The sequence below is a fragment of the Streptomyces griseoloalbus genome (assembly GCA_014650015.1).
GTDB lineage: Bacteria > Actinomycetota > Actinomycetes > Streptomycetales > Streptomycetaceae > Streptomyces > Streptomyces griseoloalbus.
This window is the reverse complement of record BMUD01000013.1, coordinates 96,382-114,852: the sequence shown is the minus strand read 5'-3', so window position 1 is coordinate 114,852 and position 18,471 is coordinate 96,382. Positions and strand designations below refer to the sequence as shown.

Here is an 18,471-nt window from a genome sequence, read left to right as displayed (position 1 = left end):
TCCTCAGCAGTTTGGGTGGTCAGGAGTCGGGCGGCTCGACGTCGCCTTCCCACACGTCGTCCCACACGCCCCGGTCGCCATCGCCTCCTGCCACACCGCCCGGGAGTAAGACCAGCACGGAACGGCCCCCCGGTGCGTCCCCCAGCAGCGACGAGGCCACACCGGGGGCCACGCCGCCCGGTTCCACTGACGACGAGAGTGCGACTCCGGAAGTGCCACCACCTGCTCCGGCCGTGACGGTGACGATCACCAAAACCGTCGAGTCGGGGCATGCCGAGGAGGCCACCGCCGGGACTGGGGGAACCGACGTTCCTGCGATCATCACCTCCGTCGCGGGGTTGATCACCGCCGGAGTGGGTGCCGCGTCCTTCGCTGCGGGGATGAGGAAGGCTCATCAGCCTCCCGGCGGGTCTTGACGACCACGTGTACGGATGGGCGCCCCCGCGCACGCCACTACGGACCCGCGGTCGGGGACGGCGCCCCCTGCATCCCGGTGCCCGCCGATCCTCCGCCGGAGGCATGGGGGTACGGACTTGTCGGCGAAGGGTCACCGGACGCCGGTCGGACCTGGCTTGACCCTCACGGTGCGTGAGGCTGAAGGGTGGGGTGCATGAGCGACTACTACGACGCGTTCGAGATGAGTCCCGTGCCCGCTCCCGGCCCGGATGCGGTTCCGCCGGAGCCGTTCCGCGGCATCTACGGAATGCCCGCGTTCGTGACGATCCCCACGAGCGATCTGGCGGCGTCGGTGGACTTCTGGGTTCGTGGGCTCGGGTTCTTCGAACTGTTCGGCATCCCCGGCCGGCTGGTGCATCTGCGCCGGTGGGCGTTCCAGGACGTACTCCTCGTCACGGCGGAGAGCGTTCCGGAGCAGGCGCCGGCGATGAGCCTCAGTTTCGCGTGCGTGCTCGGCCAGGTCGATTCCCTGGTCGAGGCCTGTCGTGCGGTGCGGCCGGACTCGGTCGATGGTCCACGGGACACTCCCTGGAACACCCGCGATGTGGAGGTGATCACCCCCGAGAACGCACGGATCGTCTTCACCGCGGCGAAGCCCTTCGATCCGGCCAGTCAGGAGGCACGGAACCTTGAAGCCATCGGTATCACCCCGCCGGGCGTCGGTCGCGGCGACAATGAGGACCATGCCTGATGCCACGGACCCCGATGGCCTGACCGTCGGTCAGGTCTCGGCGGGTCTGGGCGTGACGGTCCGCGCGCTGCACCACTGGGACGAGATCGGTCTGGCCCGACCGTCGCTGCGCACGGCTGCCGGATACCGGCTCTACACCGCTGGTGATCTGGAACGTCTGCACCGCATCGTCGTCTACCGTGAGATCGGTCTCGGCCTGGACCGGATTCAAGCCGTCCTGGACGACTCGACCGCAGACGTGCCCGGCGCATTGCGCGCGCAGCGCACCCAGGTCGCCGAACGGATCGACCGCCTCCAGCAGCTCAGTGCCGGACTGGACCGGATGATCGACGCCCACGAGCGCGGTCTGCTGCTGACCGTCGAACAGCAGACCGCGATCTTCGGACCCCAGTGGAACCCGGACTGGCCCGCCCAAGCCCGTCAGCGCTACGGAGACACGACGCAATGGCGGCAGTACGCCGAACGCTCGGCCTCCCGCGACCCGCAGGAGTGGCAGGCCGTCGCCGACGCGGTCGCCGGCCTCGAGCGCGCCCTCGGGGAGGCGATGGACGCCGGCGTCACACCCGGCAGCCCGGAGGCGAACCGACTCGTCGAGCGGCACCGCGAGGTCTTCGCTTCGTACTTCCCCCTCACCAGGCAGATGCAGGTCTGTCTCGGCCGTATGTATGAGGCCGATCCGGCGTTCGCCGCCCACTACGACGGCATCCGCGCCGGCCTTGCCACGTGGTTCCGTCACATCGTCGACGCCAGCGCGCGCGCCCACGGCATCGACCCCGACACCGCGACCTGGCAGTAGCCGGTACGTCAGCCCGCCCGAGGCCCGCAGTGGCACCGGCTCGCCGAGGCCGTCCGGTCCGACGGGGTCCGCCGGGCCGCTCGCGCGCGGGCAGTGCGGGGGGCGCGCGGCAGGCGGCGCCGGCCGGGCGACTCCCCACGCCGTTCCCGTGACTCGCCCTACACTCAGCGTCACGCGACGCACCGACTCTAGGGGGGCCGGATGGTGCCGAACGAAGGGGCCGGGCAGGGGGACGCCGCCTCGGCGGGGCCGACGCTGGAGAGGCTGCTGGCGGTCATGGGGGCCGGTGTGCTGGAGCCGGGCGCGGCCCCGCGCGGCCTGGGCGCCGTGGTCGAGGGGGTCACGGTGCTGGACCCCCTGGAGCCGGGGCAGCCGCGCGGGCAGGTGCTGCTGGCCGTGGGTGTCGATCCGCAGTCGGCCGCCGCCGTCGACGTCGTGCGGCAGGCCGCCGGCTCGGGGGCGGCCGCGGTGGTCTTCGGGCCGGGGAGGACGGGGCGGCACCCGGACGCGCTGCGGACGGCCGCCGAGGACACCGGTACGGCGGTGCTCTTCCGGACGGCATGGTGCGGCTGGACCGAACTGGTCGGCGCGCTGCGGGCCGGTCTGGTCCTGTCGGGAGTCCCCGCGGACCCGGCCGTGGCGGCTGTGACGCCGGGCGACCTCAACGGGCTGGCCGACGCGGTGGCGGTGCTGGTCGGCGGCGCGGTGACGATCGAGGACGTCGAGTCCCGGGTCCTGGCGTACTCGTCCACGAAGGAGGACGTGGACGAGTTGCGCCGGCTGACGATCCTCGGCCGCCGGGTGCCGGAGTGGCGCGTGGCCGCCATGCGGGAGGCCGGCTTCTTCCGGGCGTTGTGGGGCTCGGGTGACGTCATCCACCGGCCGGCGCACGGGGAGAACCCCGAACGCCTGGTGGTGGCCGTCCGGGCGGGCGGGGAGATCCTGGGATCGATCTGGGTGGCGGCCGCGGGCGGCGACCTCCCGCCGCACGCCGCCGACACGCTGCGGTCGGCGGCGCGGGTGGCCGCCGTACATCTGCTCCACCACCGGTCGCACCGCACGCACGCCCGGCTGGTCGAGGACGCGGCCCGCGCGCTGCTCGACGGACGGGGATCCGCCGACGTACTGGCCGAACGCACCGGGATACCGGTGCACGGGAACTGCGCCGTCCTGGCGGTACGTCCGGGAGCCTCCTGCAAGGGGGAGCAGACCGGGAGGCTGTGCGCCCTGCTGGCGGTGCGCTGCGGCGCGGACGGCCTCATGCCGGTGGTGGTGCCGGTCGACCAGGGAGCGCTGGTCCTGGTGGGCGGGCTGCACCAGGACCGGCGGCGGGCCGTCGAACAGGTGGGGCGTCTGGGGAGGTCCCTGGTCCGGCAGGTGGCCGACGCGTTCGGGCCGGAAGCGAGGATCGGGCTGGGCACGGTGGCCGACACCCTGGCGGGCCTGCCCGAGTCCCGCCGGTCGGCGGACCTGGCACTGGGCGCCCTGCTCACGACGGGCACGAGGGCAACGCCGGGCACGAGGGCAACGCCGGACACGCCGGCGACGACGGGTACGCCAGGCACGACGGGTACGCCAGGCACGACGGGAGAGCCCCGCACCGTCGCCTTCGCGAGCGAGGTGGCCGAGACGATCGCCCTGAACCAGATGCTGGACACGCTGCCGGGACCGTCACCGGCGCCGGACACACCGGTGGCACGTCTGGTGGCGTTCGACGCCGGGCCGGGCGGGGGCACCATGGTGCAGACCCTGCGGGCGTACCTCGACCACTTCGGTCATGTGCCGGACACCGCCCGGGCGCTGGGTGTGCACGCGAACAGCCTGCGGCACCGCATCAGCCGGCTCACCGAGGTGTCCGGGCTCGACCTCGGCAGCCCGGACGCCCGGCTCCTCGCCCAGTTGCAACTGCGCCTCCTCGAGCGCGGGGGCGGCCGCGAGGGCTGAGCACTCGGGCGCCGCCACGAAGAACGGGCGGTTCCTTCGTGCTCGCGCACAACGGCGGCCGTGCCACGTCCCGGGTTTCGCTCCACGGTGAGAACCGCGCGGCGCGACACCGGAATATCCGACGAAGACACCCGCACCCTTCCGACGGGAGTCTGGTCTCACCGCCCACGGCAGCCGTGGGCGGTGAGACCCCGGTTCACCGGTTCAGGGAGGGTGCACGATGAGTGGTTCCGACAAGGCAGGCCGGCGCGAGCGGATACTGCGGGCGGCGGTCCAGCAGGGGCTCCTGGAACCCGAGACGGCCGTACTGGCCGGGTTCGTCGACCTCGACGGCGTCCGCGAGACCGTCACGTCCCTGCACAGCGCGTTCCCCGCCCGCCTCCGGGTCCTGCACGCGTTCGCGGCCAAGGCGAACTGCCTGGTTCCGGTACTCGAGGAACTGCGCCTGAACGGCATGGGCTGCGAGGTCGCCAGCGCCGGCGAGTTCGCCCAGGCCCTGGAGGCGGGCTTCGAGCCCGCGCACATCGTGTTCGACTCCCCGGCCAAGACGCGGGCCGAACTGGCCCGGGCACTGAGCCTCGGGGTCGCGGTGAACGCGGACAGCTTCCAGGAACTGGCGCGGCTGGACGAGATCCTGGCGACCCGCTCCTCCGGCTCGCGGATCGGCGTGCGCATCAACCCCCAGGTCGGCGGCGGATCGATCTCCGCCATGAGCACGGCCACCGCGACCTCGAAGTTCGGCATCCCCCTGGAGGACGAGGGCAACCGGCGACGACTGCTCCAGGCGTACCGGGACCGGCCCTGGCTCACCTGGGTGCACACGCACGTCGGCTCGCAGGGCTGCCCCCTGCCCCTGATCGCCCGGGGCATAGCGAAGGCGGTGGAGTTCGCCGAGGAGGTCAACGCCCACCTCGGCCGCCGCCAGGTCACCGGCATCGACATCGGGGGAGGCCTGCCGGTCAACTTCGACAGCGACGAGACGACGCCCGGCTTCGACACCTACGTGGACCACCTGCGCGAGCACGCCCCCGCCCTGTTCTCCGGCGCGTACGAGATCGTCACCGAGTTCGGCCGCTCCGTGCTGGCCAAGAACGGCTTCATGGCCGCGTATGTCGAGTACACCAAGACCGTCGGCGGGCGCCCGATCGCGATCACCCACGCGGGCGCGCAGGTCGCCACGCGCACGGTGTTCGCCCCCGACGCCTGGCCCCTGCGGATCGAGGCCCACGACCCCCACGGCCGGGCCAAGCACGGCCGGCCGGTGCCGCAGGACATCGCGGGCCCGTGCTGCTTCGCCGGCGACCTGCTGGCACGCGACCGCGCGCTGCCCCTCCTCGACGTCGGCGACCTCGTCGTCGTCCCGGACACCGGTGCCTACTACTTCTCCACGCCGTTCCACTACAACAGCCTGCCCGAGCCCGCCGTGCACGGCGCCCGCGTCGACGCCGACGGCCGGGTCACCTTCCGGCTGCTCCGCCCCGCTCAGGACGCCCACCCGGCCCCGGCCCTCGCCGGCCGTTGACCCCCGCTCCCCGCGTGACCCACCAGCACACCGCGTCGTAGCCAGGAGACCAGGAGAGAGGAAGGTGCAACCACCATGAAAGTACGGTGCGCCCGGTCGGGGTGCCCCACGGAGAAAACGAGGCCCCCGCGCCGGTGGGGTGCCGTCGGACGACGGCTGTCCGTCACGGGGACGCGCTGCGGCAGAGCGACGTGTGATGTAGTGCGGTGGATCTCACGGCGCCGCCGCATCGCGGCCGACCAGTTCCTTCGGGGCGCGTGCTACGGGGCCGGTACGGCCGTAGTGGGTCTGCTGGCGGTATGGGCACAGACCCGCTGACGCCGCAGGAGCCCCGGACCACCGGTCCGGGGCTTCTCCACGGGAGCGGACGCGCGCACGCCGAGAGCCGAACCGCCCCGGGGCGGGGCCGTCGGCCGTCGAAGGGCGGGGGGTGGCGGCCCGGCGGTGGTGGTCTCGCCGCGGTTCTCCTCGGATCGGCTCAGGAAGCGGGCCGAGGTGCCGGACGACGCGTCGGAAGGGGGCATGCCGGGAGCATCGCAGCCACCACTGACACTCGTCAGGACGCTGCTCGCAGCAGCCGCAGCTGACCGATTTCCGTCACGTTCTTCATCAGTTCGGCGTTGGCCCAGGCGAGCATGGCGGCGACGGTGTACGTGGGGTCGTCCGGCCGGGGGAACAGGGCCGTGGCGTCCAGGTCGGTGTCGGTGAGGTCGTCCAGGACGGCCAGCCACTGTGTGCGCAGGTCGCGCAGCCACTCCACCGTGGGTGCGCCTTCGCCGGGCCAGGTGACGTCGGTGCGGTCCCGGGGCTGTCGCCCCCGCGCGTGGTCCAGGGTCACGCTCCACCACCAGCCGATGTGCCAGCTCACCCAGGCGACGGTGGGCACGGGTACGGGGTCGGGCTCGGTGTCCGCCCAGTCCGGCACCCAGGTTCCGTCGGGGGACCTGCGTACGGTCCAGCACAGGGGAGCGGGCTCCCACAGGAAGTCCTCCGGCTCCAGCCGCTCCAGGTGGTACTCGAACAGCGACCAGGTCAAGTCGAACTGACGGCGCAGCAGCGCGGAACGGGTGGCGGGGGGAGGGACGGGCGCAGAGGTGTTCATTCGGAGGCCTTCAGTGGCGTGGGTGGTCAGAGGATGGTCAGAGCTCTTCGTCCGTGGCCAGCCGCTCCCAGGACACGTCCCGCAGCCCGGGTGCGGCGTCGCAGCCCGACGGCACGCGCGGGGTCGGCTGGAACCAGACCACGGTGAGGCGGGAGCGGTACAGGGCGCGGTCATGGGCCGGGTCGAGCGCCTCGGAGCGGAAGCTGCCGACGCAGGTCACGGCGGGCAGCACCTCCACCGGGCCGAACGCGCCCGCGTACTGGTCGGGGTACTCGCGCGGGGGCGTGATCAGGTGGACCGGCGCTCCGGGGAAGTCGCGTTCGGCGGAGCGGAGCAGCCCGGCGATCCTCAGGTCGTTGAGGGGCTTGCAGGGGTAGCCCTCCAGTAGCCCGCCGTACGTCGACGACATCCGCAGCTCGGTGAGGTCGACGGAACGGCCGGCGGCGAGGACGACGCGGGCGAGTGCCATGGTCGGCACTCTAGAGCCGTGGTGCATCCGGGTCTTTCGGTTTTCGTGGGGGAGCGGGGAGGGAAGAGGGGCGGTCAGGGGCGGTGGCCCGTCATCCGCGCGGCCGACGCGATCGTCGCGCGGGCCTCGCGTTCGGACAGGCCCGTGGCACGGGCCGCGTCGACGAGGGGATCCACCAGGGCGGGGCCGATGCCGTCCTCGTAGGCACGGCAGGCCGCCCAGAACAGGCGGGTGTTGCGCTGGCCCGCGTGCGCGGCGAGGACGAACTGGACCAGTCCCCGGCCGCGTCCGCCGTCCGACGGGGGCGTCGGGTGGTGCGCCCGGGGCGGTGGGAGGAGCAGGCGGAGGAGGGCGGGGGGACAGGGCGCCGGGGGCAGGTGCGCGGTGCCCGGGGCGGTGGCGTAGGTGCCGTGGCCCGTACGGGAGCCGGGGCCGACCAGATAGCCGCCGGCGCCCCTGATGTCGATGCCGGGGGCGAGGCGGCCCGCGGAGTTCGGGACGACGACGTCCGGCGGTCCGCTCAGCCACAGATGGCGGCCGCCGCTCGGGGTCACGACGACCACCGTGGCGGGAATCGTGAACAGGTGGCGCAGGGCGAGCTCGCGCAGGGCGGCCGAGGAGTCCGTACCGGTCTTCGTGTCCAGGTCGACGCCGATGAGGTGGTGCGGGGGCAGTCCGCAGGCGATGCCGTAGCCGGTGGCGCGGGGTGCGGCGGCGAAGAGCTCGCGGACGCGGGTGGGGTCGGTGGAGGCGTCGTGGACGCCGTGACCCGGGCGGCCGCACGCGCCGTGGCACGGGGCGGGGTCGGGATCGTCGCGGTGCGGTGAGCGCAGGGCCGGGAGCTTCGTCCGGGACAGGGGGATGACGGCCAGTCCGCGTTCGGCGGCTGACAGGGCGTGTGCGAGGGCCAGCGTCGTGGCCTGCCGGTCGGTGGTGGCCATGACGCCATTTTCGTACAGGCGTTCGACAAAGGGAAGGGGGCGTGGGCGCGACGCGCCGGGGATGGTGAGGTCGGCGGGACCTGTGCCGGAACGCTTCATCCCTTGTGGGGCTCGGGGTGGGGATGTCCCTGTCGGGGCGGTGCGTGATGCGGGGGGCGTGAGGGGGTTTAACGACGTGTCATCACGCTTGCGTGCGAATGGCGGCTTCCGGGGTGGTTCGCCGGGGATTCCGTGGGCAACTCTGATCCCGCGACGTCGTGCACAGCACCGGGGCGGGGGCGACTTCCCCGGTGACCGCCGTACTTCACGCACAGACGGCCATAAGCCGGTGCGTCCTTGTTCTGGAGGGAACACAACATGGCACACATCCGTACCGTCCGCGTCATCGCCGCCGTCTCCGCGCTACCGCTCGCGGCCGCCCTCTTCACCGGTGTCGCGACCGCGGACGGCGGCGCCCTCGCGGACGACGGATCGAACGCGACGGCCACGAGCTCCGAGGTCGATGCCCTCGGCAGTGGTGTCGGCGGTGACAACTTCGGCAACTCGGCCACCACACAGCAGCAGGCCACCGGCCTCGGCGCCGCGAACGAGAGCAACACCGCCCAGGTCACCGGCTCCGCGTTCACCGCCGTCAACCAGGGCGAGGACAACGTGGCCATCAGCTTCACCCCGCTGTGGTGATGAGGTGAGAGGGCCGACGGCCCTCTGACGGCCGGGGTGCGGGTGTGCTTCGTGGGGGCAGGGCGTCCGGGCGGCGGTGCTTCGGCATCGCCGCTCAGGCGTTCTCGGAGTCCGTCAGGGCCATCCCGGGCCTCCCCCCGATGGCGCCCCGGCCGGCGCGCTCGGCCTCTCCCCCAGGGGTCAACCCGCAGTACCCCTCATCCGCTCGTCCACCTTCAGGAGGTGCAGCGAACCCCACCCCTACAACCTGAGGGGGATTCGTCTTCGGGACCTGCGGCCGATCCGCCGGACGGGGCACCGCTCATAGCGTTGAGCCATGACCACACCCGTCTGCACCAGCGCGTCGAACGCCGCTGCTCCGGCGACGCAGACCCTCCCGTACCCGTCGTTCTCGTCGTACATGAGGGCACGGCAGCCGGTGCTCCTGCGTACCGCCCGGTCGCTGACCGGGAATCCGAGCGACGCGGAGGACCTGCTGCAGACCGCGCTCGCCAAGACGTACGTCGCCTGGGAGCGCATAGAGGACCATCGCGCGCTCGACGGCTATGTGCGCCGGGCGCTGCTGAACACGCGGACCTCGCAGTGGCGCAAGCGCAAGGTCGACGAGTTCGCCTGCGACGAGCTGCCCGAGCCCGACCCGGTGCCGGCCGGTGACGACCCGGCCGAGCAGCAGGCACTGCGCGACGCGATGTGGCGGGCGATCATGCGGCTGCCCGCGCGGCAGCGGGCGATGGTCGTCCTGCGGTACTACGAGGACCTCAGCGAGGTCCAGACGGCCGAAGTGCTCGGCGTGTCGGTGGGGACCGTGAAGTCCGCCGTGTCGCGGGCCCTCGGCAAGCTGCGTGAGGATGCTGAACTGGGGATTGTCCGACAGTGAGACGGCCCTGAGGGAAACCGACGGCAGACCTCGTCCGGCGGGGCGTGATCGATCATCCGCTCCCCTAGTGACATACCGCTCGGTATGTGCGCAGAATCAGCGCGACCCCTACCGACGCGCAGGCGATGTCGCCCAGGAGGACGCCGTGCTGAGCACCATGCAGGACGTACCGCTGCTGATCTCGAGGATCCTCGACCACGGGTCGACGATCCACGGGACATCACTGGTGACCACCTGGACCGGTGAGGGCGAACCGCACCGCCGCAGCTACGCCGAGATCGGCGCCCGCGCGGCCCAGCTGGCCCACGCCCTGCGCGAGGACCTCGGGGTCGCCGGCGACGACCGGGTGGCCACCCTCATGTGGAACAACGCCGAGCACGTCGAGGCGTACTTCGCGATCCCCTCCATGGGGGCGGTGCTCCATACCCTGAACCTCCGCCTCCCGGCCGAGCAGCTCGTGTGGATCGTCAACCACGCCGCCGACCGGGTGATCATCGTCAACGGTTCGCTGATCCCGCTGCTCGCTCCCCTGCTGCCGCACCTGAAGACCGTCGAGCACGTGGTCGTCTCCGGCCCCGGGGACCGTTCGGCGCTGGCGGACGCCACCGCGCGGGTGCACGAGTACGAGGACCTGATCGCCGGACAGCCCGTCGCCTACGACTGGCCGGAGCTGGACGAGCGTGCCGCCGCGGCCATGTGCTACACCTCCGGCACCACCGGTGACCCCAAGGGCGTGGTCTACAGCCACCGCTCGATCTACCTGCACTCGATGCAGGTCAACATGGCCCAGTCGATGGGTCTGACGGACCAGGACACCTCACTGGTCGTGGTCCCGCAGTTCCACGTCAACGCCTGGGGCCTGCCGCACGCCACCTTCATGACCGGCGTCAACCTGCTGATGCCGGACCGCTTCCTGCAGCCCGCCCCGCTCGCCGAGATGATCGAGGGCGAGAAGCCGACCCACGCGGCCGCCGTCCCCACCATCTGGCAGGGCCTGCTCGCCGAGCTGACCGCCAAGCCCCGGGACGTTTCCTCCCTCACCCAGGTCACCATCGGCGGCTCGGCCTGTCCGCCGTCGCTCATGGAGGCGTTCGACCAGCTGGGCATGCGGGTCTGCCACGCCTGGGGCATGACCGAGACCTCCCCGCTCGGCACCATCGCCCGGCCGCCTGCCCACGCCGTGGGAACCGAGGAGGAGTTCGCCTACCGCCTGACCCAGGGCCGCTTCCCGGCCGGTGTCGAGGCCCGCCTGACCGGACCCGGCGGCGAGCGCCTTCCCTGGGACGGCGAGTCGGCGGGCGAGCTGGAGGTGCGGGGCTCCTGGATCGCCGGCGCCTACTACAACGGGCCCGACGCCGAACCCCTGCGCCCCGCCGACAAGTTCAGCGCGGACGGCTGGCTGAAGACCGGCGACGTCGGCACCATCAGCGCCGACGGCTTCCTGACCCTGACCGACCGGGCCAAGGACGTCATCAAGTCCGGCGGCGAGTGGATCTCCTCGGTCGAGCTGGAGAACGCGCTGATGTCCCACCCGGACGTCGTCGAGGCCGCCGTGGTGGCCGTCCCGGACGACAAGTGGGGCGAGCGCCCGCTGGCCACGGTCGTCCTCAAGGAGGGCTCCACCGCCGACTTCACCACCCTGCGCGCCTTCCTCGCCGACGAGGGCAAGATCGCCAAGTGGCAGCTCCCGGAGCGCTGGACGGTGATCGAGTCGGTGCCGAAGACGAGCGTCGGCAAGTTCGACAAGAAGGTGCTGCGCAGGCAGTACGCCGAGGGGGGACTGGACGTCACCCGGCTCTGACACCGCGGCAGACGTCGTACGGCGGCTTACGGCACACACGTGTCGGCCGGCGGGCGCCGGGCGGTGAGCGGAACCCGCCCGGCGCGCGGCCGTCACCGGCGTACGGGCAGCCGCTACCGGCGTCCCCGCCGCACCACCGTGCTGCCCCAGCCCAGTGCGAGTGCCACCGCCGCCACCGCCGACACCCCGCCCCAGCCGAAGTGGGTGAAGGCGGTGCCCGCGAGGGCCGAGGCGGTGGCGCCACCGGCGAAGCCGGAGACGACGTAGGCGGTGTTCGCGGTGGCCGGGCTGGAGGTGGTGGTCAGGGCGAGGGTCTGGTTGGCGACGTGGGAGGCGACCAGGGCCGCGTGGATGGCGATCGCGGCGACGAACAGGGCCCAGATGACGTGCCCGCCCAGCCAGAACAGCGGCACGGAGACGGCCGCGAGCAGATACGCCGCGCGCACCACCCGGGCGGCACCGAACCGGTCGACGAGTCCGCCCGCCAGCGGCGCCACCGCGCTCGCCGCGAGGCCGAAGAGGCCGAAGAGCCCGGCGGTGGCGGTGGACAGGCCGTAGGCCGGGCCGGTCAGCAGCAGCGCGAGCGAGGTCCACAGGGCGCTCCACGCACCGAACATCCCCGCCTGACGCACCGACGCGCGCCACAGATCGGGGGAACGGCGCAACAGTCCGGGCAGCGCGCTGAGGCCGCCGAACAGCGAGCCGTCACGGGGCTGCCGCACGGACGGCAGGACGAGGGCCGTGGCGAGTCCCAGGGCGAGCGTGAGCACGGCCGCGCCCACGAAGACCCACCGCCAGCCGAAGGCCTGCCCGGCGAGACCGCCGAGGACCCGGGCCGCGACGATGCCGGTGAACAGGCCGGCGATCACGGCGGCGACATGGCGGGCGCGACGCGCGGCCGGGGCGCGTTCGGCGACCAGCGGGACGAGGAGTTGCGGCACGACGGTGGCGGCCGAGGCGACGAACACGGCGGTGGCCAGCGCGCCGGTGCCGGGAGCGACCGCGCTGGCGATCAGGGCGGCGGTGGTGACCAGGGTGAGGGTGGTGACCAGGCGGCGCCGGTTGACGGTGTCGCCGAGCGGGGCGAAGAAGAGCAGGCCGGCGGCGTAGCCGAGCTGGGCGACCGAGGCGATCCAGGCCACGGCGGACGGCGTGGAACCGAAGTCCCGGGCCATCAGGGAGAGCAGCGGGGCGGCGAGGTAGATGTTGCCGGCCATGACCGCGCTGCACACGGCGATGAGCGTGAGGAACGGACCGGAACCCCGGGCCTTGCCGGATCCGCGGGCCGTGTCGGACCCGTGGGGCTGCCGTCCGGCCGGTGGCCTGTGGCCCTGCTGGACGGTGGTGGTGCCGGGTGCTGAGGACATGAGCGGGACAACCCCTTCGAGCCTGCTCTAACAACTAACCGGTTGGTTGGCTTACCGGGGAACAGTCTGCGTCGCCGTCGGATTCCCTGTCAACCAAACAGTTGGTTACTTGCCGCGCTACCCTGTCCCCATGGGAGTCAGGGACCCCGAGGCCACCAAGGCCCGGATCTTCGAGGCGGCGGTCACCGAGTTCGCCCGCCACGGCATCGCCGGTGCCCGCATCGACCGCATCGCGTCCGAGGCCAAGGCCAACAAGCAGCTGATCTACGCCTACTTCGGCAACAAGGCGGAGCTGTTCGCGATCGTCCTCGAACGGAAGATGATGGACCTCGCCGAGTCCGTCCCCGTCGACCCGGACGACATCGAGGGCTGGGTCGACCGCCTGATGGACTACCACGCCGCCCATCCCGAACTGCTGCGCCTGCTCTTCTGGGAGGGCCTGGAGTACGGCACCGACGAACTGCCCCACGAGAGTGGCCGCCAGGAGCACTACGTCCGCAAGGTGGCCCTCCTGAAGGACGGCCAGGACCGCGGAGTCGTCACCGACGCCATCCCCGCGGGCGACCTGTTGTTCCTGCTGACCGCGCTCGCGAACTGGACGGCCGTCGTCCCGCAGATGCGCCGCATCCTGGCCGGCGACGCGGACGGGGACAACGCGCGACTGCGCGCGTCGGTGAAGGAAGCGGCCCGCCGCCTGGTGGCCCGCTGACGGTTTCGCCGCCGGGCGCCCCGGCGCCCCGGACGCCCCGGACGGCGTACGGGCGCGGCCCTCCGCCAGTCGGCCCGAACGGCCGGTCCCCGGTCACTCGGTTCCGATCTCTCGGTTCCGATCTCTCGGTTCCGATCAGTTGGTCCCGATCAGTTGGTCCCGATCCGCGAGAGCAGGTCGACGATCCTTTCCTGCACCTCGGCACTGGTGGACCGCTCCGCGAGGAACAGCACCGTCTCACCGGAGGCCAGCCGCGGCAGGTCCGCCTGGTCGACGGCGGCGGTGTAGACGACGAGCGGGGTGCGGTTGAGCTGGCCGTTCGCCCGCAGCCAGTCCACGATCCCGGCCTGGCGCCGGTGCACCTGCATCAGGTCCATCACCACCAGGTTCGGCCGGAACTGCCCCGCCAGCGTCACCGCGTCGGCGTCACTCGCGGCCCGCGCGACCTGCATCCCGCGCCGTTCCAACGTCCCGGTCAGCGCCAGCGCGATCTCCGCGTGCTCCTCGATCAGCAGGACGCGGGGCGGATGCTGTTCGCTGTCGCGCGGTGCCAGCGCCTTCAGCAGTACGGCGGGATCGGCGCCGTACGCGGCATCGCGCGAGGCCTGTCCGATCCCCGCCGTGACGAGCACCGGCACCTCGGCGGCCACCGCCGCCTGCCGCAGCGACTGGAGCGCCGTACGGGTGATCGGCCCGGTCAGCGGGTCCACGAACAGCGCGGCGGGGAAGGCCGCGATCTGCGCGTCGACCTCCTCGCGCGAGTGCACGATCACCGGCCGGTAGCCGCGGTCGCTCAGCGCCTGCTGAGTGGAGACGTCCGGCGCGGGCCACACCAGCAGCCGGCGCGGGTTGTCCAGCGGCTCCGGGGGCAGTTCGTCGTCCATCGGCTGCGGACGCGGGGGGTCCGCCACCTCGACGGCCCCGCCCGGGCCGTCCAGCGGTTCGGGTCCCTCGGCGGCATCGGCGTCGGGTGCCCCTATGGCGTACGACCGCCCGGTGCCCTCGGTTGCCGGAGCGATCCGGGACTGACCGGCGGGCGCGTGCTGCGGCTGGGGCTGCGCCGGGGCCGGGGCCGGGGCCTGTGCGTGCGTCGGTGCCGGTGACCGGTCCTGCTGCGGGGCCGACGCCCGGGCGGTGCCGGGTGCGGTGGCGGGTGCGGACTCGGCCGACGGATGCGGGCGCGCGCCCTGCTCGTTGCCCGCGGCCGGGTCGGGACGCGTACCGAGCTTGCGGCGGCGGCCGGAACCACCCGGCTGGTGCGGGGGAGGCGTGGCCGACGGCAGCGGCTGCTGGACCTGAGCGGCCTGACGGTTGAACGGCACCCCCTGCCCCAGCGTCCGCACGCTGATCGCCCGTCCCTGCGTCGAGTTCGGATCCACCGGCGCCGCGGCCTCCGCGGGCAACGGCTGAGCGGCCCGCGGCGCCGGCGCGCCCTCGGGCGGCAACGGGGTGCCGGTGGCAGGGGTCGGCTGCGCCGGGTCCGGGACCGGCGGTACGGGCATACCGGCGCCGGAGGTGTCGCCTGCGGCGGGCCACTGCTGCGGAGCCGGGGTGCCTTCCGGCGGGGTGCCCTGCCCGGGCGGGGCCTCGGCGGGCAGCGGCTGCGCGGCAGGACGCCGTCCCTGCGCCTCTCCGTGTCCATCTCCGTGCCCCGGCGGGGGCACGGGCGCCCCCGGCGGCGGGACGGGAGCGTTTTGCGGCGGAACCGGAGCCCCCGGCGGCGGGATGGGAGCGCCCTGTGGCGGGACCGGGGCGCCTTGTGGCGGGACCGGAGCCCCCTGCGCCGGAACGGTTACCCCCTGCGGCGGAACCGGAGCGCCTTGCGGCGGGATGGGAGCCCCCTGTGGCGGAACCGGAGCGCCTTGCGGCGGGATGGGAGCGCCTTGCGGCGGGACCGGAGCGCCTTGTGGCGGGATGGGAGCGCCCTGTGGCGGAACCGGAGCGCCTTGTGGCGGGATGGGAGCCCCCTGTGGCGGGACCGGAGCCCCCTGCGCCGGAACGGTTACCCCCTGCGGAGGCACCGCACCCCACTGCGCCGAACCCCCCGGGGCCTGAACAGGCGGAGCCTGCCCCGCCGGTGCCTGAGCCTCCGCCTGCTCGCCGCCCTCCGCCGGCCGGCCGACGGCCCGTCGGCGGCGGCCCGTCGGCGCGCTGGTGGGATGCGGCTGCGGCGGGGTGTGGTCGTCGGCCTGGTCGTGCGGTACGGCGTCATGGCGGCCGTGGTCGATCAGTCCCTCACCGGGCGCGACGGTTCCGATCCCGCCCGTCTGTGCGGCCTGGCCGACCGCCCCGGCCTGCCCAACCGGCCGGGCCTGCCCGGCCTGCTGCGCGGCGGTCTGCTCCCCTTGATCCGCCTCGGCCGGCGGCAGTGCGAACACGGTACGGGGCGCGGCCTCCTGCGCCGCCGCCCGCTCCGTGGCGGCGGCCAGCGCACGCCGACGCCGTCCCGTCGCCTCCGGCTGCCCCGTGGACTGGGCCGGAACATGCACCTGGACCTCGGCCTGGGACGCATCGCCCGCCCCGTTCCCGCCGGACGGCGCGGGAAGCGCCGGCGGCAGCGCGTGCTGTTCGCCGGACGCGGTCCGCGCTCGCCCCCCGGACGGTGCGGGCATTCCCTGCGGGGGTACGGTCCCGCCCAGCCCCGTGTTCGACGCGGCAGCCCCCGCCGCATGCTCGGCGGCGGTGACGACGGCCCCCTCGGACACCCCGGCACCGGCGAGTTCGACCTCGGCGCCGACCGCGCCACCGGCCGTACCGGCGGCGGCAGCCGCCGCATCCTCGGCGGGCCGACCCCGCCGCCGTCCCGTACCGCCGGACACCACCGCGCCCTCAGCGGACGCCTGAGCCGGTGGCTGGGCCTGCGCGGGCTCGGCGGCGGCAGCCGCCCGGCGCCTGCGCCGCCCGGTGGGAACGGCGGCCTCCGGGCCGTCGTTCCCAGCCGGCACCTCGCTCTCCAGGAAGGCATCCACGGAGGCACGCCGCGCCCGCCGCCGCCCGCCACCGGAAGCCGACTCGGCACCGTCGGCGGGCGCACCCTCGTCGGCCGGAGCCGGAACGGGAGCCACGCCCGGCACCGCGGCCGGGCCTGCGCCCGCCACCGCGGCCGCATCCGCGCCCGGCACCGCGACGGGCGCCTCGATCGCCGCGACGGTGGTCGCGGCGGTGGCCGCGACGGCCCCCGCCCCGCCCCCGATCGGCACCTCGAGGACGAACGCGCTGCCGCTCATCCCCGGTACCTCGTGCGTCTGGAGCACGCCGCCGTGCGCCCGGACGATCCCGCGCACGATCGGCTCGTGCACCGGGTCACCGCCGCTGTACGGCCCGCGCACCTCGATGCGTACGACCTCACCGCGCTGCGCCGCCGCGACCACGACGGTGTTGTCCAGGTAACCGCCCGCGGACACGGGCGTGTTGCCGGTCGCGTCGACGCCCGCGACATCGGCGACGAGATGTGCGAGGGCCGTCGCGAGCAGCCGCGGGTCGACCTCGGCCTCGATGGGCGGCGCGTGCACGGCGAACTGGACCCGCCCGGGACCGATGAGCTCCACGGCCCCGTCGACTCCGGCGGCGACGACGGCGTCGAGCATCACCTTCGTACGGGTGACCTGCTCGGTCCCGACGTCGAGTCGCTGGTAGCCGAGGACGTTGTCGATGAGGGTGGTGATCCGGGCGTAGCCGGCCGACAGATGGTGGAGCACCTGATTGGCCTCGGGCCACAGCTGTCCGGCGTCGTCGGCGGCCAGCGCGGACAGTTCCCGGCGCAGTTCCTCCAGCGGGCCCCGCAGGGACTGTCCGAGCAGGGTGAGCAGCTGCTCGTGCCGGGCGGAGAGGGCCTCGTAGCGGTCCTTCTCCCGCTCGCCGAGCGCGGCGTACCGCTCCTCGTTCGCGGCGAGTTCCTCCGCGTGCCGCTCGCGCAGCTCCTCCAGCTCGGTGACGTGGCTCTGGCGCAGGGCGGTGAGCTCCAAGGCGTGTTCCTCGGCGATCCGCTCCAGCTCCTCGGCGTGCCGCTGCTCGGCGTCCTCCTTCTCCTTGACCAGCGCGTCGTAGGGGCGCCGGTCGGCGAAGGTCATGACGGCGCCGACGAGCTGGTCGCCGTCGCGCACCGGCGCGGTCGTCAGGTCGACCGGCAGCTGGTCGCCGTTCTTGGCGTACAGCACCTGTCCGCGCACCCGGTGCTTGCGCCCGGAGCGCAGGGTGTCGGCGAGCGGGGACTCGTCGTACGGGAAGGGGGAGCCGTCGGCGCGGGAGTGCAGGATGAGCGTGTGCAGCTCGCGCCCGCCGAGTTCGCCGGCCCGGTAGCCCAGGATCTGGGCGGCGGCCGGGTTGACGAGGACGATCCGCCCGTCCGTGTCGGTCCCGACGACGCCCTCGGAGGCGGCGCGCAGGATCATCTCGGTCTGCCGCTGCGAACGCGCGAGCTCCGCCTCGGTGTCGACCGTGCCGGAGAGGTCGCGGACGACGAGCATCAGCAGTTCGTCGGCGGTGTAGCCGTAATTGTCGTACGCCTGCTGACCGGTCTCCAGATTCGCACTGGTGACCTCGACCGGGAACTCCGTCCCGTCGGTCCGCCGGGCGATCATCCGTGTCGGCTTGGTGCGCGCCCGGGGGTCGATGTGGTCGGGCCGCCGCATGGACCCCGGGATGAGCTTGGAGTCGAACTGCGGGAGCAGATCCAGCAGCCCGCGCCCCACCAGCGCCGTGCCCGGGGTCTCGAAGGCCTCCAGGGCGATGGTGTTGGCGTTGACGACCGTTCCGTTGGCGTTGACCAGCACCAGCGCGTCGGGAAGCGCATCCAGTATGGCTGCGAGGCGAGCAGCGCCTCGGGATGGCCTGCTGCTCACGAGACGCTTCCTCCCTGTTACCGCGACGTGCCGACCGCTCGGGCCATCTTGCCAACCTGCCCGCAGCGTGTCACGCGAGGGAGTCTAAGGGCTGGGGTTGCGCTCGCGACGTCGGATGGGACGGACGACGCACGAGTAAGTGACGGCGATGTGACGCCCGGTAGCCCCGGAACCCATGACTGCCTGCGGTGACGCCGTCCGAACCTTCGCGGGACCTTTACGCCCGCTGTGCCCCGACTCGCCGACGCGCGCCCCCCCACGCGCCCCCCGAGTC

At 73.4% G+C, this 18,471-nt stretch carries 13 protein-coding genes; 8 read left to right on the top strand and 5 right to left on the bottom strand.

From position 1 onward, the window contains the following. Positions 1 to 610: 610 nt before the first annotated feature. The 4 genes from IE178_RS20665 (at position 611) to IE178_RS20650 (ending at position 5,409) form a co-directional block, all read left to right on the top strand. The gene (locus tag IE178_RS20665; protein ID WP_193513331.1) at positions 611 to 1,147 is read left to right on the top strand and encodes a VOC family protein; all 537 of its coding nucleotides are present in this window, start codon (positions 611 to 613) and stop codon (positions 1,145 to 1,147) included. Further along, entirely contained in the window at positions 1,140 to 1,943 is an 804-nt protein-coding gene (locus IE178_RS20660) for a MerR family transcriptional regulator (protein ID WP_193513330.1), read from the top strand. Before IE178_RS20665 ends, IE178_RS20660 begins: the two co-directional genes overlap by 8 nt. A 201-nt stretch (positions 1,944 to 2,144) precedes the next feature. Next, positions 2,145 to 3,887, top strand: coding sequence for a PucR family transcriptional regulator (locus tag IE178_RS20655; protein WP_193513329.1), 1,743 nt, complete (start codon positions 2,145 to 2,147; stop codon positions 3,885 to 3,887). 220 nt (positions 3,888 to 4,107) lie between these two features. Beyond that, on the top strand, positions 4,108 to 5,409 hold the full coding sequence (locus IE178_RS20650; RefSeq protein WP_193513328.1) for a type III PLP-dependent enzyme domain-containing protein: 1,302 nt from the start codon (positions 4,108 to 4,110) through the stop codon (positions 5,407 to 5,409). Between the two features lie 556 nt (positions 5,410 to 5,965). Here the strand turns inward: IE178_RS20650 and IE178_RS20645 are convergent. The 3 genes from IE178_RS20645 to IE178_RS20635 all read right to left on the bottom strand — a co-directional run bounded on the left by IE178_RS20645 (position 5,966) and on the right by IE178_RS20635 (position 7,921). After that, positions 5,966 to 6,511, bottom strand: a complete 546-nt coding sequence (locus IE178_RS20645; RefSeq protein ID WP_193513327.1) for a DinB family protein — start codon at positions 6,509 to 6,511, stop codon at positions 5,966 to 5,968. Between the two features lie 37 nt (positions 6,512 to 6,548). Further along, complete coding sequence (locus IE178_RS20640; RefSeq protein ID WP_184764405.1) at positions 6,549 to 6,980, bottom strand: hypothetical protein; 432 nt, start codon at positions 6,978 to 6,980, stop codon at positions 6,549 to 6,551. Positions 6,981 to 7,054: 74 nt separating this feature from the next. After that, a complete protein-coding gene (locus IE178_RS20635) occupies positions 7,055 to 7,921 on the bottom strand; it encodes a bifunctional DNA primase/polymerase (RefSeq protein WP_193513326.1) in 867 nt (288 codons plus the stop codon). Positions 7,922 to 8,278: 357 nt separating this feature from the next. Between IE178_RS20635 and IE178_RS20630 the strand changes: the two genes are divergently transcribed. From IE178_RS20630 to IE178_RS20620, 3 genes are all read left to right on the top strand, one after another. Then, positions 8,279 to 8,602 carry a hypothetical protein gene (locus tag IE178_RS20630; RefSeq protein ID WP_184764407.1) on the top strand — a complete coding sequence of 108 codons (324 nt, stop codon included), beginning with the start codon at positions 8,279 to 8,281 and terminating at the stop codon, positions 8,600 to 8,602. 316 nt (positions 8,603 to 8,918) lie between these two features. Further along, complete coding sequence (locus IE178_RS20625; protein WP_184764408.1) at positions 8,919 to 9,479, top strand: SigE family RNA polymerase sigma factor; 561 nt, start codon at positions 8,919 to 8,921, stop codon at positions 9,477 to 9,479. 157 nt (positions 9,480 to 9,636) lie between these two features. Then, on the top strand, positions 9,637 to 11,280 hold the full coding sequence (locus IE178_RS20620; protein ID WP_184764491.1) for a long-chain fatty acid--CoA ligase: 1,644 nt from the start codon (positions 9,637 to 9,639) through the stop codon (positions 11,278 to 11,280). Positions 11,281 to 11,393: 113 nt separating this feature from the next. Here IE178_RS20620 and IE178_RS20615 read toward each other — a convergent pair whose 3' ends face one another. Then, positions 11,394 to 12,647: an MFS transporter gene (locus tag IE178_RS20615; RefSeq protein WP_193513325.1), complete on the bottom strand. Its 1,254-nt coding sequence runs from the start codon at positions 12,645 to 12,647 to the stop codon at positions 11,394 to 11,396. A 130-nt stretch (positions 12,648 to 12,777) separates the two neighbouring features. Here IE178_RS20615 and IE178_RS20610 point away from each other — a divergent pair, with 130 nt between their 5' ends. Beyond that, positions 12,778 to 13,356 (top strand): TetR/AcrR family transcriptional regulator, encoded by a 579-nt coding sequence (locus IE178_RS20610; protein WP_184764410.1) that lies wholly within the window; start codon positions 12,778 to 12,780, stop codon positions 13,354 to 13,356. Between the two features lie 149 nt (positions 13,357 to 13,505). On the opposite strand, the gene IE178_RS20605 is transcribed toward IE178_RS20610, so the two are convergent. Next, on the bottom strand, positions 13,506 to 18,197 hold the full coding sequence (locus IE178_RS20605) for a PAS domain-containing protein (RefSeq protein WP_193513324.1): 4,692 nt from the start codon (positions 18,195 to 18,197) through the stop codon (positions 13,506 to 13,508). Between the last annotated feature and the right edge of the window lie 274 nt (positions 18,198 to 18,471).

What these genes read in the sequence shown, in the direction of transcription:
- IE178_RS20665 (WP_193513331.1), top strand. Translation starts at nt 611, where the DNA reads ATGAGCGACTACTACGACGCGTTCGAGATGAGTCCCGTGCCCGCTCCC.
- IE178_RS20660 (WP_193513330.1), top strand. Translation starts at nt 1,140, where the DNA reads ATGCCTGATGCCACGGACCCCGATGGCCTGACCGTCGGTCAGGTCTCG.
- IE178_RS20655 (WP_193513329.1), top strand. Translation starts at nt 2,145, where the DNA reads ATGGTGCCGAACGAAGGGGCCGGGCAGGGGGACGCCGCCTCGGCGGGG.
- IE178_RS20650 (WP_193513328.1), top strand. Translation starts at nt 4,108, where the DNA reads ATGAGTGGTTCCGACAAGGCAGGCCGGCGCGAGCGGATACTGCGGGCG.
- IE178_RS20645 (WP_193513327.1), bottom strand. Translation starts at nt 6,511, where the DNA reads ATGAACACCTCTGCGCCCGTCCCTCCCCCCGCCACCCGTTCCGCGCTG.
- IE178_RS20640 (WP_184764405.1), bottom strand. Translation starts at nt 6,980, where the DNA reads ATGGCACTCGCCCGCGTCGTCCTCGCCGCCGGCCGTTCCGTCGACCTC.
- IE178_RS20635 (WP_193513326.1), bottom strand. Translation starts at nt 7,921, where the DNA reads ATGGCCACCACCGACCGGCAGGCCACGACGCTGGCCCTCGCACACGCC.
- IE178_RS20630 (WP_184764407.1), top strand. Translation starts at nt 8,279, where the DNA reads ATGGCACACATCCGTACCGTCCGCGTCATCGCCGCCGTCTCCGCGCTA.
- IE178_RS20625 (WP_184764408.1), top strand. Translation starts at nt 8,919, where the DNA reads ATGACCACACCCGTCTGCACCAGCGCGTCGAACGCCGCTGCTCCGGCG.
- IE178_RS20620 (WP_184764491.1), top strand. Translation starts at nt 9,637, where the DNA reads ATGCAGGACGTACCGCTGCTGATCTCGAGGATCCTCGACCACGGGTCG.
- IE178_RS20615 (WP_193513325.1), bottom strand. Translation starts at nt 12,647, where the DNA reads ATGTCCTCAGCACCCGGCACCACCACCGTCCAGCAGGGCCACAGGCCA.
- IE178_RS20610 (WP_184764410.1), top strand. Translation starts at nt 12,778, where the DNA reads ATGGGAGTCAGGGACCCCGAGGCCACCAAGGCCCGGATCTTCGAGGCG.